The sequence below is a fragment of the Agromyces sp. NSFZ genome (assembly GCF_056156205.1).
Window position 1 is genome coordinate 2,578,638 of record NZ_CM149585.1, and the last position, 17,448, is coordinate 2,596,085.

A 17,448-nucleotide genomic window follows, 5' to 3' on the forward strand; every position below is an offset into this window, starting at 1 on the left:
AAGTCTCCTGGACTCGTGGTCGTGTGTGGAGGGGTCTTACTTGGTCTCGGCGGCAGCGGCGCCCGCGGCGTCGGCCTCGGACTCGGTCGCGGCGGTCGCGGTCGCATCCGCGGAAACGACCTCGGCGACCTCGGCGGCCTCAGCGGACTCGGCGGTGGCCTCGTCGACCTTGGCGGTCTCGGCGGAGGACTGCTCGGGCGTCTGCGCCTGGAGGAGTTCCTGCTCCCACTCGGCGAGCGGCTCGACGGCCGAGACGTTGCCCTCGGCCTCGGGCTTCTGGTGACGCTCGATGAGGCCCTCGGCGGCGGCGTCGGCGATGATGCGGGTGAGCAGGCTCACCGATCGGATCGCGTCGTCGTTGCCCGGGATCGGGTACTGCACCTCGTCGGGGTCGCAGTTCGTGTCGAGGATGCCGATGACGGGGATGCCGAGCTTCTTGGCCTCGTCGATCGCGAGGTGCTCCTTCTTGGTGTCGACCACCCAGAGCGCCGACGGGGTCTTCGACAGGTTGCGGATGCCGCCGAGCGACTTGTGCAGCTTGTCGAGCTCGCGCTTCTTGATGAGCAGCTCCTTCTTGGTGAAGCCGCTGGTGGTGCCCTCGAAGTCGAGCTCCTCGAGCTCCTTCATGCGCGCGAGGCGCTTGGAGACCGTGGTGAAGTTCGTGAGGAGGCCGCCGAGCCAACGCTGGTTGACGTAGGGCTGGCCGACGCGCGTGGCCTGCTCGGCGATGGACTCCTGGGCCTGCTTCTTCGTGCCGACGAAGAGGATGGTGCCGCCGTGGGCGACCGTCTCCTTGACGAAGTCGTACGCCTTGTCGATGTAGGCGAGCGACTGCTGCAGGTCGATGATGTAGATGCCGGAACGCTCGGTGAAGATGAAGCGCTTCATCTTCGGGTTCCAACGGCGGGTCTGGTGCCCGAAGTGCACGCCGCTGTCGAGCAGCTGGCGAATGGTGACGACGGCCATGAGCCGTTCTCCTTCTGTTCTCAGTTGTCGCCCCGGACCGGCGGTCGGGAGCCCTGGTGCCCGGCACGGCTCCGCCCGCTCTTCCGAGTGGGACTGAGTGGAGTCGTCGGCCGAAATGGCACGCGTAGTCGCCCCGGCAGGCCGAGGCGCTCTCGACACTCTACCACCGGCACCGGCCCTCCCCAACCGCCCCGAGGCGCCTCGATCGCACAAATCCGCGGGCATCGGGCGACGGATGCCCCGAGCCAGAGGAGCATCGAGCCATGCTCGCCTCCCGCCCCCGCGTTCCCTCGCCGCGCCGCCGCGTCGCCCTCGTCGCCGCGGCCTCCGTCCTGCTCCTCGCCGCCTCCGTCGCCGCCGTGCTGCTCATGCCCGCGGCGGCGAACGCAGGTCCTCCACGACCGGAGGTCGGCGACCCGTCCTCGCCGGCCGAGCCGTGGGTGTGGCCGGTCGCGCCGCCCATCACGGTGCTCGCGCCGTTCCGGGCGCCGGCCACGCCGTACGCGGCCGGACATCGCGGTATCGACGTCGCCGCGGCATCCGGCGACCCGGTCGTCGCGCCCGCCGCCGGCGTCATCCGGTTCGCGGGGCCCGTCGCCGGCCGAGGCGTCGTGTCGATCGATCACGGCGACGGCGTGCTGAGCGCGGTCGAACCCGTCGGGGCGACCGTCGCGACAGGCGCAGCGGTCGCACCGGGCGACGTCGTGGGCACCGTGGCATCCGGTGGCCACTGCGACCGAGTCTGCGTGCACTTCGGCGTCCGGGTCGACGGCGAGTACGTGTCGCCGTTCCTGTTCCTCGGCGGATTGCCGAGAGCGGTGCTCCTGCCGCTCGGGGGCTGACTCAGGCGCCTGGGTGTGCCGTGCAGTAGCTCGGCTCGAGGCGTTCGGCCGACACATCGGTGCAGATCTGCGTCGTGCCGAGGCTCGCGGTTCGCGCAGATGGTCTACGACCTCGTCGGTCTCAACCTGGACCGGCCGGTGCCCGCCGTCGTGGTCTGCGTGGACGAGAAGAGCGGACCTCAGGTCGCGGTCACGTGGCGCAGCCAGTTCGTCAGCGCGTTGACGACGTCGGGTCCGTCGTCCCCGGCCCGGCGAACGAGGCCGATCTGGGCCTGGGCCGTCGGGCCGTTGACCGAGAGCTCGACGAGCGGGGCCATGACGGTGCCGCGGGCGTAGTGGGGTATGAAGGTGGCCACCACGCCCAGGCCGGCCTCTGCCGCCAGCACGCGAGCCTGCATGCCGTCCACCTCGATCACGGAATGGTCCCCGGTGATGCCGCTCTCCCGGAGGATCTGCCGGTAGTACATCGACTCGAGGCTGGTGAGGGGGCTGGTAATCAGGCCGGCCTCAGCGATGTCCTCGACCTCGACCGTCTCCTGCTGGGCCAGGGGATGGGAACTCGGAACCAGGAACCTCAGGGGCGCCTTGTGCAGCGCTTCGAATGAGACCTCGGGGGGCAATTGCCACTTGATCACATATGCAAGGTCCACCTCCCTGTCCAAGACCGCCTGGGCGTTCTGGGCGCTGTGGCCGAACCGCAGGGAGAGCAATGTCCCCTGATGGCTCCGGCAGAACGGGGCGATCACTTGGTCCAGGAAGTACCGCTGCTCGAAGGCGATGCTGGCTCCGAGCCGGACTCTGCCGCGCCGGCCGTGCTTCAGGTCGTTCAGTGACTCCTGGAGTGATTCCTGCTCACGGAGCATGAGCAGGGCCGAGTGGTACACCTCGCGGCCGGCCGGCGTCAGGTGTATCGCCCGCTGCTCGTAGCTGAGGAGCTCCGAGCCCAGGGCCTTCTGCAGTTCCGCCACGTGGTGCGAAACGGTGGGCTGCCCCAGGTGGAGGTGCCGGGCGGCGGCCGAATAGCCATTGCGCTCGACCACGGTGATGAAGACCCGCAACCGGAACAGGTCGAGCGCCAAATGGTTGGCAGATCCCATCGAACAATCGTAGGACCATTCGTAGAACATCGGCTCGACGCGACGATGCTGTGGGCCGGCGCCGGGCGGCTACCCGTCACGCCCGCGGCCTCGGACGGCTGGGAGGTGGGTGTCGCGCTGGGCATTCGCGAGAGCGGGGGTACTTCGCGACTCCCCCGGGTCGGGATTCGCAGGAACGCGGGCGCCAAGACGAAGGTGGCGCCGACGACCGTTCGGAATCCGAGCTGCTCCATGAGGGAATACCGGGCGCCCAAGAAGTCGGCGTGAGGACCCTGACCGCTGTTGAGGCCATCGATAAGTTCCATACGTCCATCGACCTCAGCCCGTTGAGGGAGATATGCACGCCACATAAGGTCGCTGGTGTTGACGCGTTCAGGGCAGGGTTCGCAGGCGTGGCAGCGTCGATCTCCATACCTGACGGCCTTGCCCTCGCGCCACGAAATCCAGGGAACACGTTCACCACCATCTTGTCGTGCCCTCTTCATCGTCGACAAGCCAAATCACGCAATGCATTCGAGGAGAACCGATGGCAACTCACCCAACCAAAGTCGCGGTCATCGGCGCCGGGGTGGGCGGGCTCACCGCCGCGATAGCGCTTACGAAGATCGCCGGTGTCCAGGTCACGGTGTTCGAGCAAGCGAAGACGTTGGCCGAAGTCGGCGCAGGCGTCGGAGTCACCCCGAATGGCCAGCGCGTGCTCGACCGCCTGGGCTTGCTCGATGAGGTCAAGCTCGCTGGTGCTTCCTGGGAGGGACCGGGCATCTACATGAATGCGGACGGCAGACCGGTGGCCGAAGCAGCCTGGTCGGACTCAGCCAGTCGGTATCAGACCTTTGGCATGCACCGAGCCGACTTCGTCGGTGTTCTGAGCCGAGCGATCCCCAGTGGCGCGGTTCGTGTGGGACACAGGTTGACCTCGGTTCACGCGTTGGACGCAAGCGTACGCCTTGAATTCGAGAATGGTGCCAAGGCTGAGTTCGATGCTGTGGTGGGTGCGGACGGCGTTCACTCCGTGGTACGGGATTCCATGATCCAGCCCTCCGATCCCGTCTATTCCGGATCCGTCGCATATCGGGGCGTCATCGACTCGAGTGTCCTTCCCGCGGAATGGCCGATGACGACCCAGGTCTGGATGGGGGGTGGGAAGCATTTCATGTGCTATCCGGTGCGCCAGCGCAAGTTGTTCAACTATGTCGGGTTCGTCCCAAGTGACAAGCCCCTGAAGGAATCGTGGTCGTCCGCCGGCGAGGTGAGCGAACTCGCCGCCGAGTTCGGGGGTGAGGAGTGGGATCCGAAGCTTCATGCGTTCATCGAACGAATCGACAAGACCTTCTGGTGGGGACTCTACGACCGAGAGCCTCTCGCCAATTGGTCACAAGGTCGAGTCACATTGCTCGGCGACGCAGCACACACGATGCTGCCTCACGTCGGCCAAGGGGCAGCCCAGGCGATTGAGGACAGCGTGACCCTCGCAATCTTCCTCAGGGAAGCTGACGGCCCTGACGGCATCGTCGATGCCTTCAAACGCTATACCTCGGCTCGCATGCAGCGAACAGCCATCTTGCAGGCGAGCTCGCGCAGGAGTGGCTCACAGCTCGACTCGCAAGCCGAGTACGAGGACATCAAGAAACGCGACGCCGACGTGCGCGCTGGGCGTGACTTTCGCAGAAGTTTCCTCTTCGACTACGACGCGGTAGCTGTCGCCGAATCGATTCTCACGCGATCGCGCTGATACCAGAAGGGCCTTGTTCACATGACATCGATCAGCATAATCGGCACCGGCAAGATGGGTTCGGCAATCGCCGATATGTCCGCACGGGCGAACGCGAAGATCCAGATACTCAAACGCAGCGCCGGTGCCGGTGCCACAGTCGAGCGTGCCGCAGGCGAGGATGACAGCGCAGAATACGGCGTCATCGGTGATGAGCTCACCGGTGAACTCGTGGTCCTCGCGATTCCGTATACGGCGGTCGCGGACGTACTTGCGCAGTATCGGGATCAACTCACTGGACGAGTTGTCATCGAGATCAGCAATCCAATTGAATTCACCACATTCGATAGGTTGTCGGTCCCACCAGACTCTTCTGCTGCGGCTGAGATCGCTCAGGACATTCCGAACGCGGCGGTCGTGAAGGCGTTCAACATCAACTTCGCCGAAACGTTGGGCAGCGGCACCAATGGTGGATCCCGCACCACGGTTGTGCTTGCCGGAGATGATGCAGAAGCGAAGATCGCAGTCATCGACCTCGTCACGGCGGCAGGCCTCCGGGCGGTTGACGTTGGACCTCTCTCGCGTGCGCGGGAGCTTGAGGCGCTCGGCTTTCTGCAGATCACGTTGGCAGCACTTGCGAAGACCAGCTGGGATTCCGGGTTCGCGCTACTGCCGTGAGCACGAGGGGCGATATCGGCCCCTCACACTCTCGGATCTATAGGTCCCACCAGGGACATCCGAATCCCGACGGCACGGACGCGACGACGCGAGAGGCTGGACGATGGGTGCTCGACTCACAGTGCAGGATGTGAACCTGCACTTCGGCGACGTGAAGTGGCTCGAAGCGGTGGGCTTCACCACGGAGCCGAGCCAGATCTTCGGGCCGACCGGCCCGAAAGGGGCCCGTACGACGTCGCTGTTCGGCTGCGTCAGCGGTCTCCACAGTCCCTCGTCGTGGAGCATCCGGATCGATGCCGTCGAGGTGTTGAACACGCCGTCGGGGCGGACGTCGCGGATCGGTCAACGCCCTGGCGGCGGTTGCCGACGCGGCGGCGGCGGGCACCACACCCGATCCCCGCAGACCACTCCGACGACGTCGCAGGCAACGACTCCGCAGGGACCCGAAACAGAGAGGCAAGGTCAGGAATGAGAATGCACAAGAGTCTACGGAACGCCATGGGCATCGTCGCCATGGCGTCGGCAGTGGCGCTGGTCGTCACCGGCTGTGCGCGTGGCGGCGGTGAATCGGGTGACGGGGGCACGGCCGCGAGCCCGGGCATCACCGACACCTCACTCGCCTTCGGCATCACGACCCCACTCACCGGCCCCAGCGCGGGACCGGGCAACTGTACCGCCGACGGCGCGCTCGCGTACTTCGGCGTGAAGAATGCCGAGGGCGGCATCGAGTTCGGCGACGGCAAGACCCGCACGATCGAGATCAGGACCTACGACGACGCCTACGACCCGCAGAAGGCGCTGGCGAACTTCCAGCAGATGGTCGCCGATGGCGTGTTCGCCGCCGGAATCGGCCTGGGCACGCCGACCAACCGGGCATGGCGCGAGGCCGCCATCGAAGAAGGCATCCCTCAGGTGCTGGTCCAGACCGGCGACCCGATCTTCAGCGACCGGGAGGAGAGCCCGTGGCAGATCGGCCTCGTGGCGACCTACCCGCAGGAGGGCCGGGCGTTCGGTGAAGCGCTGGTCGCGTCGGGTGAGCCCCACAAGGTGGCGATCCTTTCGCAGAACGATGACTACGGCGACGGCTACGTCGAAGGCTTCAAGGAGGCCATCGCGGAGTCGGGCGATATCGAGATCGTGGGTGAGCTCACCTATGAGGCGACTGACACCAGCGTCGACGCGCAGCTGACCGAGCTGGCCGGTTCACGCGCCGACGTGTTCTTCAACGCGACAGCGATCAAGCCGCTGGTCATCTCGTCGCTGCAGAAGGCGCAGCAGCTGGGCTGGTTGCCCAGCTGGTTCCTGCCTTCGAATTCGTCGAGCCCGGCGGCGATCCTCGAGCCCGGTGGCGGAGCGGCCTTCCCCGGCATCTACACGGTCGCGTTCTCGCAGTCCGCCGGAAGCCCGGCGTTCCAAGAGAGCGAAGAGGGCCAGGCGTTCATGGGGGCGCTCGCCCAGTACACCGACCAGGACGGCATCCCCGACTTCCCGCACTGCGTATGGAGCTGGATCGGCGCCGCGACGCTTGAGCAGGCCTTCATGGAGATGGAGGAGCCCACGCGCGAGAGCTTCATGGCGGCGCTGTTGAACGTGTCGGACTTCGACGCCCCGTTCATGCTCGAGGGCGCCGAGATCGACACCACGATTGACGGGATCCCGACAGTGTCGGGGGTCGTCGTGCAGAAGTACGACGGCACGGGCTACAAGACGGTCGAGGCCATCGGCTGAGTTGAAGGACGAGCGGATGCCGCGGCCCGCCGGGTCGCGGCATCCGGCGTCAATGGCGACGGCGCGTGCGTGCATCTCGGCGTCGATCCCTCAGCCCGTCGTAGGCCCGTCCCCGAGGCGCGCCGCGTCGCCGCTCAGGCGCGCGGATGCGCCGTGCGGTAGCTCTGCTTGAGCCGCTCGGCCGAGACGTGCGTGTAGATCTGCGTCGTGCCGAGGCTCGCGTGCCCGAGGAACTCCTGCACCGCGCGCAGGTCGGCTCCGCCGTCGAGCAGGTGCGTCGCCGCGCTGTGCCGCAGCGCGTGCGGCCCGCTCGGACCGGCGCCGGGGATCGACGAGAGCATCGAGGCGATCAGGCGGTGCACGCTCCGAACCCCCAGCCGACCGCCGCGTGCGCCGAGGAAGACCGCCGCGGAGGCCGCTCCCCCGGCGTCTCCGTTCCGTTCCGCGGCAGCGGCGATGATCTCGGGGCGTGCGACGTCGAGGTAGCGGTCGAGCGCCCGAGCGGCCGGGGCTCCGTAGGGCACGACCCGCTCCTTGGCGCCCTTGCCGGTGACGCGCACCGTGCGACGCCGGCGATCCACATCGCCGAGGTCGAGGCCGACGAGCTCAGAGACCCGCAGGGCCGAGGCGTACAGCAGCTCGGCGATCGCGGCGTCGCGCACGGCCGTGGCGTCTCCGCCCGCAGCCCGGTCGGTGAGGGCGGCGAGCGCGTCGGCGAGTGCCCGCTCCGTGACGACACGCGGCAGGGTCCGCTGCGCGCGCGGTGCCTTGAGCCGAACGCCCGGATCGGCCGGGACGAGTCCGCGCCGATGCAGCCACGCCGTCCATCCGCGTGCGGAAGCCGCGCGCCGGGCGATGCTCGCTCGGGCGAGGCCACGCTCGGTCGCGACCCACAGCCAGTCGCGCAGGAGCGCGAGGTCGAGCCCGGCGACCTCGTCGACGTGCCGCTCGGCCGCGAAGTCGACGAGCTCGACGAGGTCGGAGCGATAGGCCGCGACGGTGTGCTCGGAGTAGCCGCGTTCGGTGCGTACGTGCCCGAGGTAGTCGTCCACGAGCCGGTCGAGGGTCATGATCCGCTCACGGATGCGGTGGCCGTTTGCGCGAGAACCGCTCGAGCCGTTCCTCGGGCGAGAGCCGCTCGAGCTCGGTGAGGAACTCGGCGCCGAAGCTCGTCACGAGCGGGAACGGACCCACGGGCACCACCGACGTGACGATCGACTCGTCGTAGATGTGCACGAGCGTGAACGAGCGGCCGCCGTCGAGGCCCACGAGTTCGCCGGGCGGTGCCGAGAGGTCCATGGTGTACGCGGTCGCGCCCGCGACGGAGACGGGGATGCCGGCGAACATGCCGTTCGTGGCGTAGTGCAGGTGTCCGCCGAGGATCATCCGCACGTCGCGTCCACGCACGATCTCGGCGAGCTCGTCTTGATCGCGGAGTTCGAGCACGTCCATGAGCGAAAGCGGCGTCGCGAGCGGTGCGTGGTGCATGGCGATCAGGGTGCCCTCGGCGGTCGGCTCGGCGAGCACGGCGTCGAGCCAGGCGAGAGATGCCGCGTCGAGCGCGCCGTGGTGGTAGCCGGGCACGCTCGTGTCGAGCGCGATGATGCGGAGCCCGCCCAGCTGCACGACCTGATGCACGGGCTGGTCGGTGCCGGGCTCGTCGAGCAGCTCGGAGCGGAATGCCGCGCGTTCGTCGTGGTTGCCCATGACCCAGACGATCCGGACACCGGTCGACTCGGCGAGCGCCTCGAATGCCGCGCGCACGCGTCGGTACGCATCGGGCTCGCCGAGGTCGGTCACGTCGCCCGTGACCACGACCGCATCGAGTGCTTCGCCCAGCCGGCCGAGCTGCGTCGTCGTGCGCTCGAGCGCGCCGACGGTGTCGGCCACTCCCCCGAGCGGTGCGCCCTCGGCGAGCAGGTGGGTGTCGCTCACGTGGGCGATGACGTGGCGGGCCGCGGGGTATCGTCCGAGCTGCATGCGGGCCTCCTCGCGTTCCGGCGTCCCCGCCCAGCATAGGGTCGCGCTCGCGATGCATGATGGAGGCATGGCGGGAGTCCTGCTGGATCTCGACGGCGTCGTCTACGTGGGCGACACGGGGGTGCCCGGTGCGGCGGCGACGGTCGACTGGCTGCAGCGCGAGAGCATCCCGCACCGCTACCTGACGAACACGACCTCCCGCCCGCGCGGCGCGATCGTCGAGAAGCTGGCCCGCCTCGACATCCGCGCGGATGCGTCGGAGATCCTCACTCCCGGCGTCGCCGCGGCCGCATGGTTGCGTCAGGAGGGCATCGAACGGCCCGCCCTGTTCGTGCCGGATGCCACGGCCGCCGAGTTCGCGGGACTGGATCCGCTGCCCGCCTCGGCCGTGCGAGACGCGGGCGCGGTCGTGATTGGCGATCTCGGGAGCGGCTGGGACTTCGCGACGCTCAATCGTGCGTTCCGGCTGCTCATGGACGACCCGCGCGTTCCGCTCGTCGCGCTCGGGCTCACGCGGTACTGGCGGGCCGACGACGGCCTGCGCCTCGACGCGGGCGCGTACGTGCGCGCCCTCGAGTACGCGAGCGGCCGGGCCGCCGTGGTGCTCGGCAAGCCCGACCCGGCGTTCTACCGCACGGCCGTCGAGTCGCTGCGCCTCGAACCCGGTCAGGCGGTGATGATCGGCGACGATGTCCGCACCGACGTCGAGGGAGCCCAGCGAGCCGGTCTCGCCGGCGTACTCGTGCGCACCGGCAAGTTCTCCGAGGCCGATCTCGCGGGCGACGTGACGCCCGACGCCGTGCTCGACTCGATCGCCGACCTGCCACGCTGGTGGGCGAGCCGCTGAGCGACGCGAGCCTGCCGCTCCCGCCTGCTGACGGCGAGCCCGCTCACCTCGTTCGCCGCCGCAACCAGCCGTCGGCGCGCCGCACGGCGACGCCGTGGAGCTCGAGCGGCCCGAGCGAGGCCATGACCTCACGGGGCGACATCCCCGACCGCCGCGCCACGTCGTCGATGCTGCGCGGAGTCCTCGTGCTCAGGGCATCGGTGACGCGGAGCGCGTCGGGATCGAGGGCCGACTCCGCACCTGCCGGTTCGGCAGCGCTCGAGCGCACGTCGCCGCGCGCGGGCACGGGCGCTCCCCCGCCCGCGAGCTCCGCCATCTGCTCGGCATCGACCACGCACACGGCATCGAACTCTCGCAGCAGCCGGTGGCAACCCGCGGACGCCGGACTGGTCACCGGTCCCGGCACCGCGCCGAGCGGGCGACCCAGCGTCGCGGCATGGCTCGCCGTGTTGAGCGAACCCGAGCGCATCCCGGCCTCGAGCACGACCGTCGCGTCGGCGGCGGCCGCGATGAGCCGATTGCGCTGCAGGAACCGCCATTTCGTGGGTGCCGCACCGCACGGGAGTTCGGAGGCGACGGCCCCGGTCTCGGCGATGCGGGTGAGCAGCGCCTCATGCCCGAGCGGGTAGAACCGGTCGACGCCGCCGGCGAGGAATGCCACGGTCGTGCCGCGGCTCGCGAGCGCCGCGCGATGCGCCATGCCGTCGATGCCGTACGCCCCGCCCGACACGATGGTGAAGCCCCGATCGACGAGCCCGGCGGATGCCTCCATCGTGACGTGTTCGCCGTAGCCGGTCGCGGCCCGAGCGCCGACCAACGCGATCGAGCGGCCGTCGCCCGCCAGCGCGTCGGGCCGGCCACGCACCCAGAGGCCGATCGGCGCGTGCGGACCCAGCTCGTCGAGTTGCGCCGGCCACGCGGCGTCATCCGGCACGAGAAAGGTCGCACCGACTCGACCTGCCTGCGCCAACGACCGCGCGAACGCCGCGTGATCGAGACGTGGCAACCAACGATCGAGCCCGGTGCCGGCCTCGCGTTCGTCGAGGTGCCCGTCGGCCTCGGTGACGGCAGCCGAGAGCACTCCTGCCGTCGCACGCTGCAGGAGCAGCTCTGCGGTGCGGGGCGTCCCGATGGCCGCGATCGCGCGGCCGAGCACCCCATCGCCGGGCTCCGCGACGTGGCCGAGCACGGCTCTGGCGACCGCATCGAGCTCGAGGTCACCGGATGCATCGATCGCCCGGGTCCCGGGGGCCGGTCGTCGCCTTCGTACGGCGGCGAACTCGGCGCGCCACTGCTCGGCCGTCTTCTCGATCGCGTTCATTGCGTGATCCCCTTCCGGAAGAGCAGTGCGCGGCCGACGTGCGCGGCGTCGGGCGTGGGTGCACCGTCGAGGTCGGCGAGGGTCCACGCGGTCTTCAGTACGCGGTCGTAGCCGCGCATGGTGATACCCCCGCGTTCGAGGGCGTAGTCGAGCGCAGCCGTGGCTCGACCGCCGGGATGCAGCCTTCCGGCTCCTCGCAGCCACGGACCCGGCATCTCGGCGTTCGTGCGCCACGGGGTGCCATGGAGCCGCTCACCCGCGACCGCCCGCGCCTCGACGACCCTGCGCCGCGCCTCGGCGCTCGTCAGCCCCGGCTGCTCGCTCGCCATCCGCAGAGCGGCCGCCGTGATGCGGGGCACCGGAATCTGCAGGTCGATGCGGTCGAGGAGCGGGCCCGAGATGCGGGCGAGGTAGCGCCGCCGCATCACGGGCGTGCACGTGCAGGCGGAGTCCTTCACGCCGGCGTTGCCGCACGGGCACGGGTTCGCGGCGATCACGAGCTGGAACCGCGCCGGGAACGACGCGACCGCGTTCGCCCGGTGGATGGCGATCGATCCGGACTCGAGCGGCTGACGCAGCACGTCGAGCACCGACGAGGCGAACTCGGGGGCCTCGTCGAGGAACAGCACGCCGTGCGACGCGCGCACCGCCGCACCCGGTCGGATGACCCTGCTCCCGCCGCCGACCATCGCCGCCGCCGAGGCCGTGTGATGCGGCGCCTCGAACGGCGGACGATTCGACAGGGCGCCGCCGAGCGGGAGGCCCGAGAGCGACCTGATCGACGCAACCTCGAGGGCTGCGGCCGGGTCGAGGTCGGGCAGGATGCCGGGCAGCCGCGACGCGAGCATCGTCTTGCCCGCACCAGGCGGCCCGAGCAGGAAGAGGTGGTGTCCGCCGGCGGCGGCGGTCAGCAGGGCATCGATGGCCTCGTGGTTGCCCGCGACATCCGCGAGATCGCCGACGGGGACCTGACCCGGGTTGGCCCGCACGAGCGCCGGCACCGGATCCACCGGCCGCTTCTCGAACCGGCCGCCGTGACGGATGGCGGCCTCGAGGAGTGACGCGACGCCGATCACCTCGACGCCCGGCACGAGCGCCGCCTCGGCCGCGTTCGCCTCTGGCACCATGACGGTGTCGTGTCCGGCCCGCACCGCGGCGAGCACGGCAGGCAGGATGCCATCGATCGGGCGAAGCCGACCGTCGAGACCGAGCTCCCCGAGATGCACGACCCGGTCGATCGACTCCGCCGAGACGTCATCGGATGCCGCGAGGCAGGCGAGCGCGATGGCCAGGTCGAATCCCGAGCCGTGCTTGGGCAGTGCCGCCGGCGAGAGGTTCACCGTGAGCTTGCGCTGCGGCAGCGGGCATCCCGCGTTCATCGCGGCGGACCTGACGCGCTCACGCGCCTCGCCGAGCGCCGCGTCGGGCAGGCCGATGATCACGAACCCCGGCAACTGCGAGGACAGGTCGGCCTCGACCTCCACGATCGAGCCCGTGAGCCCCAGCAGGGCGACCGAGCGCGTACGGGCGACCGGCATCAGCTGATCCCCTCGAGGTGCTCGATGAGGGCGGGAGCCTCGGTGGGCGCGAGCACGGCCACGGCGTCGATCCGGATGCGTGCGACCGCCGCCTCGGTGGCCTCGCACCACGCGATCGCGAGGCGCCGCAGGCGTGCGAGCTTCACCGGCGTGATGGCCTCGAACGGATGCCCGTAGTCATGCGACGTGCGCGTCTTCACCTCGATGAAGACCGTGTCCCGACCGTCTTGCGCGACGATGTCGATCTCGCCGAGCCGGCACCGCCAGTTGCGGTCGAGCACCGTCATGCCGCGACCGATCAGGTGGTCGACGGCGAGCTGTTCGCCGTGCCGACCGAGTTCCGCGTTGTGCGTCATGCGCACCACCTCCGCGAACAGCGTGGCGGTGCACCGCGCCGCGGGACGACGAGATGCGGCGAAGCCCTACGGATCGGCCGTCAACAGTCGGCTCGCGGGGAAGTCAGCGGGCGAGCATGCCCGCGTCACTCGTCGAGCGCGAGCTCCTTGGGCAGCTCGAACTCGCGCGTCGCGAGCTCCTCGACATTGACGTCCTTGAAGGTGAGCACGCGCACGGACTTCACGAACCGGTCGGCGCGGTAGACGTCCCAGACCCAGACGTCCTTCATGTTGAGCTCGAAGTAGAAGTCGTGCTCGGTGTCGCGACGCACGAGTTCCACCTCGTTCGCGAGGTAGAAGCGACGCTCGGTCTCGACCACGTATTGGAACTGCGACACGATGTCGCGGTACTCGCGGTACAGGGCCAGCTCGACCTCGCGGTCGTAGTCTTCGAACTCGTCCTCATCCATCGGAACTCATCCTACGCCGAGGTCGAAGAGCGTCGGCGCCTCGGCCGGACGCTCGTGCAGCCAGGTGGCGCGATGCAGGGCGCTCGGACCGTGCTCGTCGAGGGCGGCGAAGTGGGCGGGGGTGGAGTAGCCCTTGTTCTCGTTCCAGCCGTAGACCGGGAAATCCTCGTGGGCCCGGCGCATGCCGCCGTCGCGGTGCACCTTGGCGATGACCGATGCCGCCGCGACCGACGCGCAGTCGCGGTCGGCCTTGATGCGCGTCGTGACCTGCACGCGGCGCTCGATCGAGGCGCTCAGCCAGTCGTAGTTGCCGTCGAGGAGGAGCGGCGCGTCGGCGGCGACCTCGACCGCGGCGGTGAGGGCCTGGAATGCGCGGGCTCCCGCGAGGCCGAGGCAGGCCATGATGCCGTGCTCGTCGATCTCGGCGGCGGATGCCTCGCCCACGGCCCAGGCGCTGACCCAGGAGGCCGCGCGAGGCGCCATCGCCTCGCGCCTCGGCTCGGGCATGAGCTTCGAGTCGCGCAGCCCGGCCGGCATGCGACGCACGGCCGGATCGATGAGCACGATGCCCACGCTGACCGGGCCGGCGAGCGCGCCGCGACCCACTTCGTCACAGGCGAGCACCATGGACGCCCCCGAGCCGAACAACTCGCGCTCGAGCTTCAACGAGGGAATCGGGACGGGCGGGGTCACCGGTTCAGCCCGTTCCCTCGTCGACCCCGGCGAACGTCTCGGGGTAGTTGCCGAGCCACGTCCAGTGGTCGATCGGCCAGCTCACCACGAAGGCCCGGCCGACCACGTTCTCCATGGGCACGAAGCCCTCGAGCGGTGTCGAGCCGTTGTACCGGGAGTCCTTGGAGTTGTACCGGTTGTCGCCCATGACCCAGAGCGCGTCCTCCGGCACGACCTCGTCGAAGTCGTCGCGGGAGACCTTGGTCTCGCCTGGCGGAAGCGCCACGTACGGCTCGTCGAGCGGCACGCCGTTGACGCTCAGCTGTCCGAGCGCGTTGCAGCACACCACGTGGTCGCCCGGCAGCCCGATCACGCGCTTCACGAGGTGGTCGTTCGAATCCGGCGCCGACAGACCCACGAACGCGAGGAACCAGTCGACCGCGGCGATGAGCGGCGGCTGCTCGGTCTCGGCGCGGGCAGGGAGCCATCCGCCGGGATCCTTGAAGACGACGACGTCTCCTCGTGAGACCGGGGTGACCTCGGGCACCAGCTGGTTCACGATGATGCGGTCATCCTGCACGAGCGTCTGCTCCATCGACTGCGATGGGATGAAGAACGACCTGATGAGGAAGGTCTTGATGAGGAACGAGACCAGCACCGCCACCATGAAGATGACGAGCAGGTCCCTGAGGAAGAGCAGCGTGCCCTTCTTCCGGCGTGCCGACGCCGAGCCCGCGCGATCCATCCGCGTGGTGCTTGATTCTTCTGTCATTTAACCGCCCGAGCTCCCCACCCAGTGTACGGGTGAGGAGCTCGTGACGATGACGTGCCGCTCGCGACGCGCGGGCGGAGGTCGGCGGATCAGCTCTCGCGCTTCTCCTTGATCTTCGCCTTCTTGCCGCGGAGCTTGCGCAGGTAGTAGAGCTTCGCGCGACGGACGTCACCGCGGGTGACGACCTCGATGTGGTCGATGACCGGCGAGTGCACCGGGAACTTGCGCTCGACGCCGACTTGGAAGCTGACCTTGCGGACCGTGAAGGTCTCGCGCACGCCCTCGCCCGAGCGGCCGATGACGACGCCCTGGAAGACCTGGATGCGCGAGCGCGTGCCTTCGACGATGTTGACGTGCACCTTGACGGTGTCGCCGGGGCGGAAGTCGGGGATGTCCGACCTCAGGCTCGCGGCGTCGACGTGGTCGAGGATGTGCATGATGGTTCGCTCTCTGCGCCCGCCACCGGTCGAACGCGGATCATTGATGGAAGTGTCTGGTGCCGCCTGCGCGATCACTCGCGCTGTGCGTGCTCCCCGGAGGCAGAGCCATGCGGCGGCACAATCGTCTATTGTGCCATGCCGCGGCCCGGCGCACCAAAGCGTCGAGGGTTCGGGCCGAGGGATGCCCCGTCGCGACGCCCGCGGTCACTCCTCGCGGTCGGCGCGCTCCGTGCGCTGCGTGCGCTCCTCGATGACGATGATCTCCTCATCGCGGCGGATGAACGGGCGGGACGAGGCATCCGGCCCGCTGCCCTGGCCGTTCTGCTGTGCGGCGAGCCGCTCGAACTCGACCATGGTGGCCTGCATGCGCTTCGCGCCGTCGGTGACGAGCTGCCACACCGAGACCCAGAACGCCGCCATCGCGAGGAGGATGGCCATGACGCCGAAGAACGCGCCGGTCTCGCGGTAGAAGCCGATGCCGATGACGGCGGCGTGCAGCGCGCCGACGACGCCGACGTCGATCCACGAGGCCGCGCGCTCGGCGCGCACGGTGGGCCGGATGCGGACGAGCAGGGCGATGGCACCGAGGGTGATGAACGCGATGGGCACCGTGACGAGCAGGCCCAGCGTGCCCCATCCGCCCTGCCCGAAGGCGATCCAGCCGACGCCGAGCCAGATCGGCAGCACGACGGCTGCGGCCATCAGCCACCACAGGAATCCGCGCCGGATGAGCATGGCCACAGCGTAACCCGGGCACGCTTCGTGCGGGCCGGGTGTTCACTCAGGGCGGAGCCGACAGAATGGAGGCGGAGAGGATGAGCGTGATCGAACTGAGGACCCCTGCCGAGATCGAGGAGATGCGGCCCGCCGGCCGATTCGTGGCGAGCGTGCTGGAGGCGACGTCGAAGGCCGCGGCCGTCGGCGTGAACCTGCTCGAGCTCGACGAGCTCGCGCACGAGATGATCCGCAAGGCCGGCGCGGAGAGCTGCTACATCGACTACCACCCGTCGTTCGGCGCGAGCCCCTTCGGCAAGGTCATCTGCACGTCGGTGAACGACGCCGTGCTGCACGGGCTCCCCCACGACTACCGGCTCCGCGACGGCGACCTGCTGAACCTCGACTTCGCGGCGTCGGTGAACGGCTGGGTCGCCGACTCGGCGATCACGGTGGTCGTCGGCACGCCGCGCCCCGAGGACCTGCGCCTCATCGCCACCACCGAGCGCGCCCTCCAGGCCGGCATCGCCGCGGCTCGTCCGGGCAACCGCATCGGCGACATCTCCAGGGCGATCGCGGATGTCGCGAAGGCCGAGGGCTACTCGATCAACACGGACTTCGGCGGGCACGGCGTGGGCCGCACGATGCACGGCGACCCGCACATCCCGAACAACGGCCGCCCGGGTCGCGGGCTCCCGTTGAAGCCCGGGCTCGTCGTCGCGATCGAGCCGTGGTTCCTCGAGACCACCGACCGCATCTTCACCGACCCCGACGGGTGGACGCTGCGCAGCGCCGACGGGTCGCGCGGCGCGCACTCCGAGCACACGATCGCCGTCACCGACGGCGATCCGATCGTGCTCACGCAGCGCGGCTGAGCGCGGCGCGGGCGCGCCGGGATCGGCCGACCCGCCCGGGTCATCCGTCGAGCTCGACCTCGATCATGCCGCCGACCACGCGCGTGCGATACGTGCGCAGGGCGAGCGACGCATCGCTGAAGCACTCGCCCGTGCCGAGGTCGTAGACCTCCTTGTGCAGCGGCGAGGCGATCGTGGGCCGGTCGCCGCGCGAGCCGACGATGCCCCGCGCCATGACGGGCGCGCCCGTGTGCGGGTCGTGATGGTCGACGGCGTACACCTCCTCGTCGCCGAGCCGCACGATCGCGACCTGGCGGTCGCCGAGCAGGGCGGCCTCGCCCCATCCGGGTTCGAGGTCGTCGAGTCGGCACGTGCGTTCCCAGGTGGTCGTCAGCTCCATCGTCGGCGTCATCCCGGCTCCTCTCGTCGTCGTGGCTGCGACGCTACGGGCGGTCTGTTACCGCGGCCGGCGGTCCCGTGTTT

Annotated in this window: 20 protein-coding genes; 7 read left to right on the forward strand and 13 right to left on the reverse strand. The window is 69.5% G+C overall.

The window, feature by feature from the left end; translation table 11 throughout:
• Positions 1-36: 36 nt before the first annotated feature.
• The gene (rpsB, locus tag ACVFI9_RS12115) at positions 37-966 is read right to left on the reverse strand and encodes a 30S ribosomal protein S2 (protein WP_474762474.1); all 930 of its coding nucleotides are present in this window, start codon (positions 964-966) and stop codon (positions 37-39) included.
• Positions 967-1,229: 263 nt separating this feature from the next.
• On the opposite strand from rpsB, the gene ACVFI9_RS12120 reads away from it, so the two are divergent.
• Positions 1,230-1,808: a murein hydrolase activator EnvC family protein gene (locus tag ACVFI9_RS12120; protein ID WP_474762475.1), complete on the forward strand. Its 579-nt coding sequence runs from the start codon at positions 1,230-1,232 to the stop codon at positions 1,806-1,808.
• A 179-nt stretch (positions 1,809-1,987) separates the two neighbouring features.
• Here ACVFI9_RS12120 and ACVFI9_RS12125 read toward each other — a convergent pair whose 3' ends face one another.
• Positions 1,988-2,905: a LysR family transcriptional regulator gene (locus ACVFI9_RS12125; RefSeq protein ID WP_474762476.1), complete on the reverse strand. Its 918-nt coding sequence runs from the start codon at positions 2,903-2,905 to the stop codon at positions 1,988-1,990.
• A 526-nt stretch (positions 2,906-3,431) separates the two neighbouring features.
• On the opposite strand from ACVFI9_RS12125, the gene ACVFI9_RS12130 reads away from it, so the two are divergent.
• The 4 genes from ACVFI9_RS12130 (at position 3,432) to ACVFI9_RS12145 (ending at position 7,022) form a co-directional block, all read left to right on the forward strand.
• The gene (locus tag ACVFI9_RS12130) at positions 3,432-4,637 is read left to right on the forward strand and encodes an FAD-dependent monooxygenase (protein ID WP_474762477.1); all 1,206 of its coding nucleotides are present in this window, start codon (positions 3,432-3,434) and stop codon (positions 4,635-4,637) included.
• A 21-nt stretch (positions 4,638-4,658) separates the two neighbouring features.
• Positions 4,659-5,294: an NADPH-dependent F420 reductase gene (locus tag ACVFI9_RS12135; protein WP_474762478.1), complete on the forward strand. Its 636-nt coding sequence runs from the start codon at positions 4,659-4,661 to the stop codon at positions 5,292-5,294.
• 103 nt (positions 5,295-5,397) lie between these two features.
• The gene (locus tag ACVFI9_RS12140) at positions 5,398-5,766 is read left to right on the forward strand and encodes a hypothetical protein (RefSeq protein WP_474762479.1); all 369 of its coding nucleotides are present in this window, start codon (positions 5,398-5,400) and stop codon (positions 5,764-5,766) included.
• A gap of 26 nt (positions 5,767-5,792) precedes the next feature.
• The gene (locus tag ACVFI9_RS12145) at positions 5,793-7,022 is read left to right on the forward strand and encodes an ABC transporter substrate-binding protein (RefSeq protein WP_474762480.1); all 1,230 of its coding nucleotides are present in this window, start codon (positions 5,793-5,795) and stop codon (positions 7,020-7,022) included.
• 134 nt (positions 7,023-7,156) lie between these two features.
• Here ACVFI9_RS12145 and ACVFI9_RS12150 read toward each other — a convergent pair whose 3' ends face one another.
• Both ACVFI9_RS12150 and ACVFI9_RS12155 read right to left on the reverse strand, forming a co-directional pair.
• Positions 7,157-8,092, reverse strand: a complete 936-nt coding sequence (locus ACVFI9_RS12150) for a tyrosine-type recombinase/integrase (RefSeq protein ID WP_474762481.1) — start codon at positions 8,090-8,092, stop codon at positions 7,157-7,159.
• Positions 8,093-8,099: 7 nt separating this feature from the next.
• Complete coding sequence (locus ACVFI9_RS12155) at positions 8,100-9,002, reverse strand: phosphodiesterase (RefSeq protein ID WP_474762482.1); 903 nt, start codon at positions 9,000-9,002, stop codon at positions 8,100-8,102.
• Positions 9,003-9,069: 67 nt separating this feature from the next.
• Between ACVFI9_RS12155 and ACVFI9_RS12160 the strand changes: the two genes are divergently transcribed.
• A complete protein-coding gene (locus ACVFI9_RS12160; protein WP_474762483.1) occupies positions 9,070-9,849 on the forward strand; it encodes a TIGR01458 family HAD-type hydrolase in 780 nt (259 codons plus the stop codon).
• A 43-nt stretch (positions 9,850-9,892) separates the two neighbouring features.
• On the opposite strand, the gene dprA is transcribed toward ACVFI9_RS12160, so the two are convergent.
• The 8 genes from dprA to ACVFI9_RS12200 all read right to left on the reverse strand — a co-directional run bounded on the left by dprA (position 9,893) and on the right by ACVFI9_RS12200 (position 16,132).
• Positions 9,893-11,170, reverse strand: coding sequence for a DNA-processing protein DprA (gene dprA / locus ACVFI9_RS12165; protein ID WP_474762484.1), 1,278 nt, complete (start codon positions 11,168-11,170; stop codon positions 9,893-9,895).
• Positions 11,167-12,708, reverse strand: coding sequence for a YifB family Mg chelatase-like AAA ATPase (locus tag ACVFI9_RS12170; RefSeq protein WP_474762485.1), 1,542 nt, complete (start codon positions 12,706-12,708; stop codon positions 11,167-11,169). Before ACVFI9_RS12170 ends, dprA begins: the two co-directional genes overlap by 4 nt.
• Positions 12,708-13,064, reverse strand: coding sequence for a YraN family protein (locus ACVFI9_RS12175; RefSeq protein ID WP_474762486.1), 357 nt, complete (start codon positions 13,062-13,064; stop codon positions 12,708-12,710). Before ACVFI9_RS12175 ends, ACVFI9_RS12170 begins: the two co-directional genes overlap by 1 nt.
• Before the next feature lie 125 nt (positions 13,065-13,189).
• The gene (locus tag ACVFI9_RS12180; RefSeq protein WP_130352672.1) at positions 13,190-13,513 is read right to left on the reverse strand and encodes a DUF2469 family protein; all 324 of its coding nucleotides are present in this window, start codon (positions 13,511-13,513) and stop codon (positions 13,190-13,192) included.
• A gap of 6 nt (positions 13,514-13,519) precedes the next feature.
• Positions 13,520-14,206, reverse strand: a complete 687-nt coding sequence (locus tag ACVFI9_RS12185; RefSeq protein ID WP_474762487.1) for a ribonuclease HII — start codon at positions 14,204-14,206, stop codon at positions 13,520-13,522.
• A gap of 4 nt (positions 14,207-14,210) precedes the next feature.
• Positions 14,211-14,930: a signal peptidase I gene (gene lepB / locus ACVFI9_RS12190; protein WP_474762488.1), complete on the reverse strand. Its 720-nt coding sequence runs from the start codon at positions 14,928-14,930 to the stop codon at positions 14,211-14,213.
• Between the two features lie 116 nt (positions 14,931-15,046).
• Positions 15,047-15,394 carry a 50S ribosomal protein L19 gene (gene rplS, locus ACVFI9_RS12195; protein WP_136709401.1) on the reverse strand — a complete coding sequence of 116 codons (348 nt, stop codon included), beginning with the start codon at positions 15,392-15,394 and terminating at the stop codon, positions 15,047-15,049.
• A gap of 207 nt (positions 15,395-15,601) precedes the next feature.
• Complete coding sequence (locus ACVFI9_RS12200; RefSeq protein ID WP_474762489.1) at positions 15,602-16,132, reverse strand: hypothetical protein; 531 nt, start codon at positions 16,130-16,132, stop codon at positions 15,602-15,604.
• 86 nt (positions 16,133-16,218) lie between these two features.
• On the opposite strand from ACVFI9_RS12200, the gene map reads away from it, so the two are divergent.
• On the forward strand, positions 16,219-16,986 hold the full coding sequence (gene map / locus ACVFI9_RS12205; protein WP_474766248.1) for a type I methionyl aminopeptidase: 768 nt from the start codon (positions 16,219-16,221) through the stop codon (positions 16,984-16,986).
• 40 nt (positions 16,987-17,026) lie between these two features.
• Here map and nirD read toward each other — a convergent pair whose 3' ends face one another.
• Positions 17,027-17,377: a nitrite reductase small subunit NirD gene (gene nirD / locus ACVFI9_RS12210; RefSeq protein ID WP_474762490.1), complete on the reverse strand. Its 351-nt coding sequence runs from the start codon at positions 17,375-17,377 to the stop codon at positions 17,027-17,029.
• Between the last annotated feature and the right edge of the window lie 71 nt (positions 17,378-17,448).

Coding starts and splice junctions, on each gene's coding strand:
- rpsB (WP_474762474.1), bottom strand. CDS start 966: ATGGCCGTCGTCACCATTCGCCAGCTGCTCGACAGCGGCGTGCACTTC.
- ACVFI9_RS12120 (WP_474762475.1), top strand. CDS start 1,230: ATGCTCGCCTCCCGCCCCCGCGTTCCCTCGCCGCGCCGCCGCGTCGCC.
- ACVFI9_RS12125 (WP_474762476.1), bottom strand. CDS start 2,905: ATGGGATCTGCCAACCATTTGGCGCTCGACCTGTTCCGGTTGCGGGTC.
- ACVFI9_RS12130 (WP_474762477.1), top strand. CDS start 3,432: ATGGCAACTCACCCAACCAAAGTCGCGGTCATCGGCGCCGGGGTGGGC.
- ACVFI9_RS12135 (WP_474762478.1), top strand. CDS start 4,659: ATGACATCGATCAGCATAATCGGCACCGGCAAGATGGGTTCGGCAATC.
- ACVFI9_RS12140 (WP_474762479.1), top strand. CDS start 5,398: ATGGGTGCTCGACTCACAGTGCAGGATGTGAACCTGCACTTCGGCGAC.
- ACVFI9_RS12145 (WP_474762480.1), top strand. CDS start 5,793: ATGGGCATCGTCGCCATGGCGTCGGCAGTGGCGCTGGTCGTCACCGGC.
- ACVFI9_RS12150 (WP_474762481.1), bottom strand. CDS start 8,092: ATGACCCTCGACCGGCTCGTGGACGACTACCTCGGGCACGTACGCACC.
- ACVFI9_RS12155 (WP_474762482.1), bottom strand. CDS start 9,002: ATGCAGCTCGGACGATACCCCGCGGCCCGCCACGTCATCGCCCACGTG.
- ACVFI9_RS12160 (WP_474762483.1), top strand. CDS start 9,070: ATGGCGGGAGTCCTGCTGGATCTCGACGGCGTCGTCTACGTGGGCGAC.
- dprA (WP_474762484.1), bottom strand. CDS start 11,170: ATGAACGCGATCGAGAAGACGGCCGAGCAGTGGCGCGCCGAGTTCGCC.
- ACVFI9_RS12170 (WP_474762485.1), bottom strand. CDS start 12,708: ATGCCGGTCGCCCGTACGCGCTCGGTCGCCCTGCTGGGGCTCACGGGC.
- ACVFI9_RS12175 (WP_474762486.1), bottom strand. CDS start 13,064: ATGACGCACAACGCGGAACTCGGTCGGCACGGCGAACAGCTCGCCGTC.
- ACVFI9_RS12180 (WP_130352672.1), bottom strand. CDS start 13,513: ATGGATGAGGACGAGTTCGAAGACTACGACCGCGAGGTCGAGCTGGCC.
- lepB (WP_474762488.1), bottom strand. CDS start 14,930: ATGGATCGCGCGGGCTCGGCGTCGGCACGCCGGAAGAAGGGCACGCTG.
- rplS (WP_136709401.1), bottom strand. CDS start 15,394: ATGCACATCCTCGACCACGTCGACGCCGCGAGCCTGAGGTCGGACATC.
- ACVFI9_RS12200 (WP_474762489.1), bottom strand. CDS start 16,132: ATGCTCATCCGGCGCGGATTCCTGTGGTGGCTGATGGCCGCAGCCGTC.
- nirD (WP_474762490.1), bottom strand. CDS start 17,377: ATGACGCCGACGATGGAGCTGACGACCACCTGGGAACGCACGTGCCGA.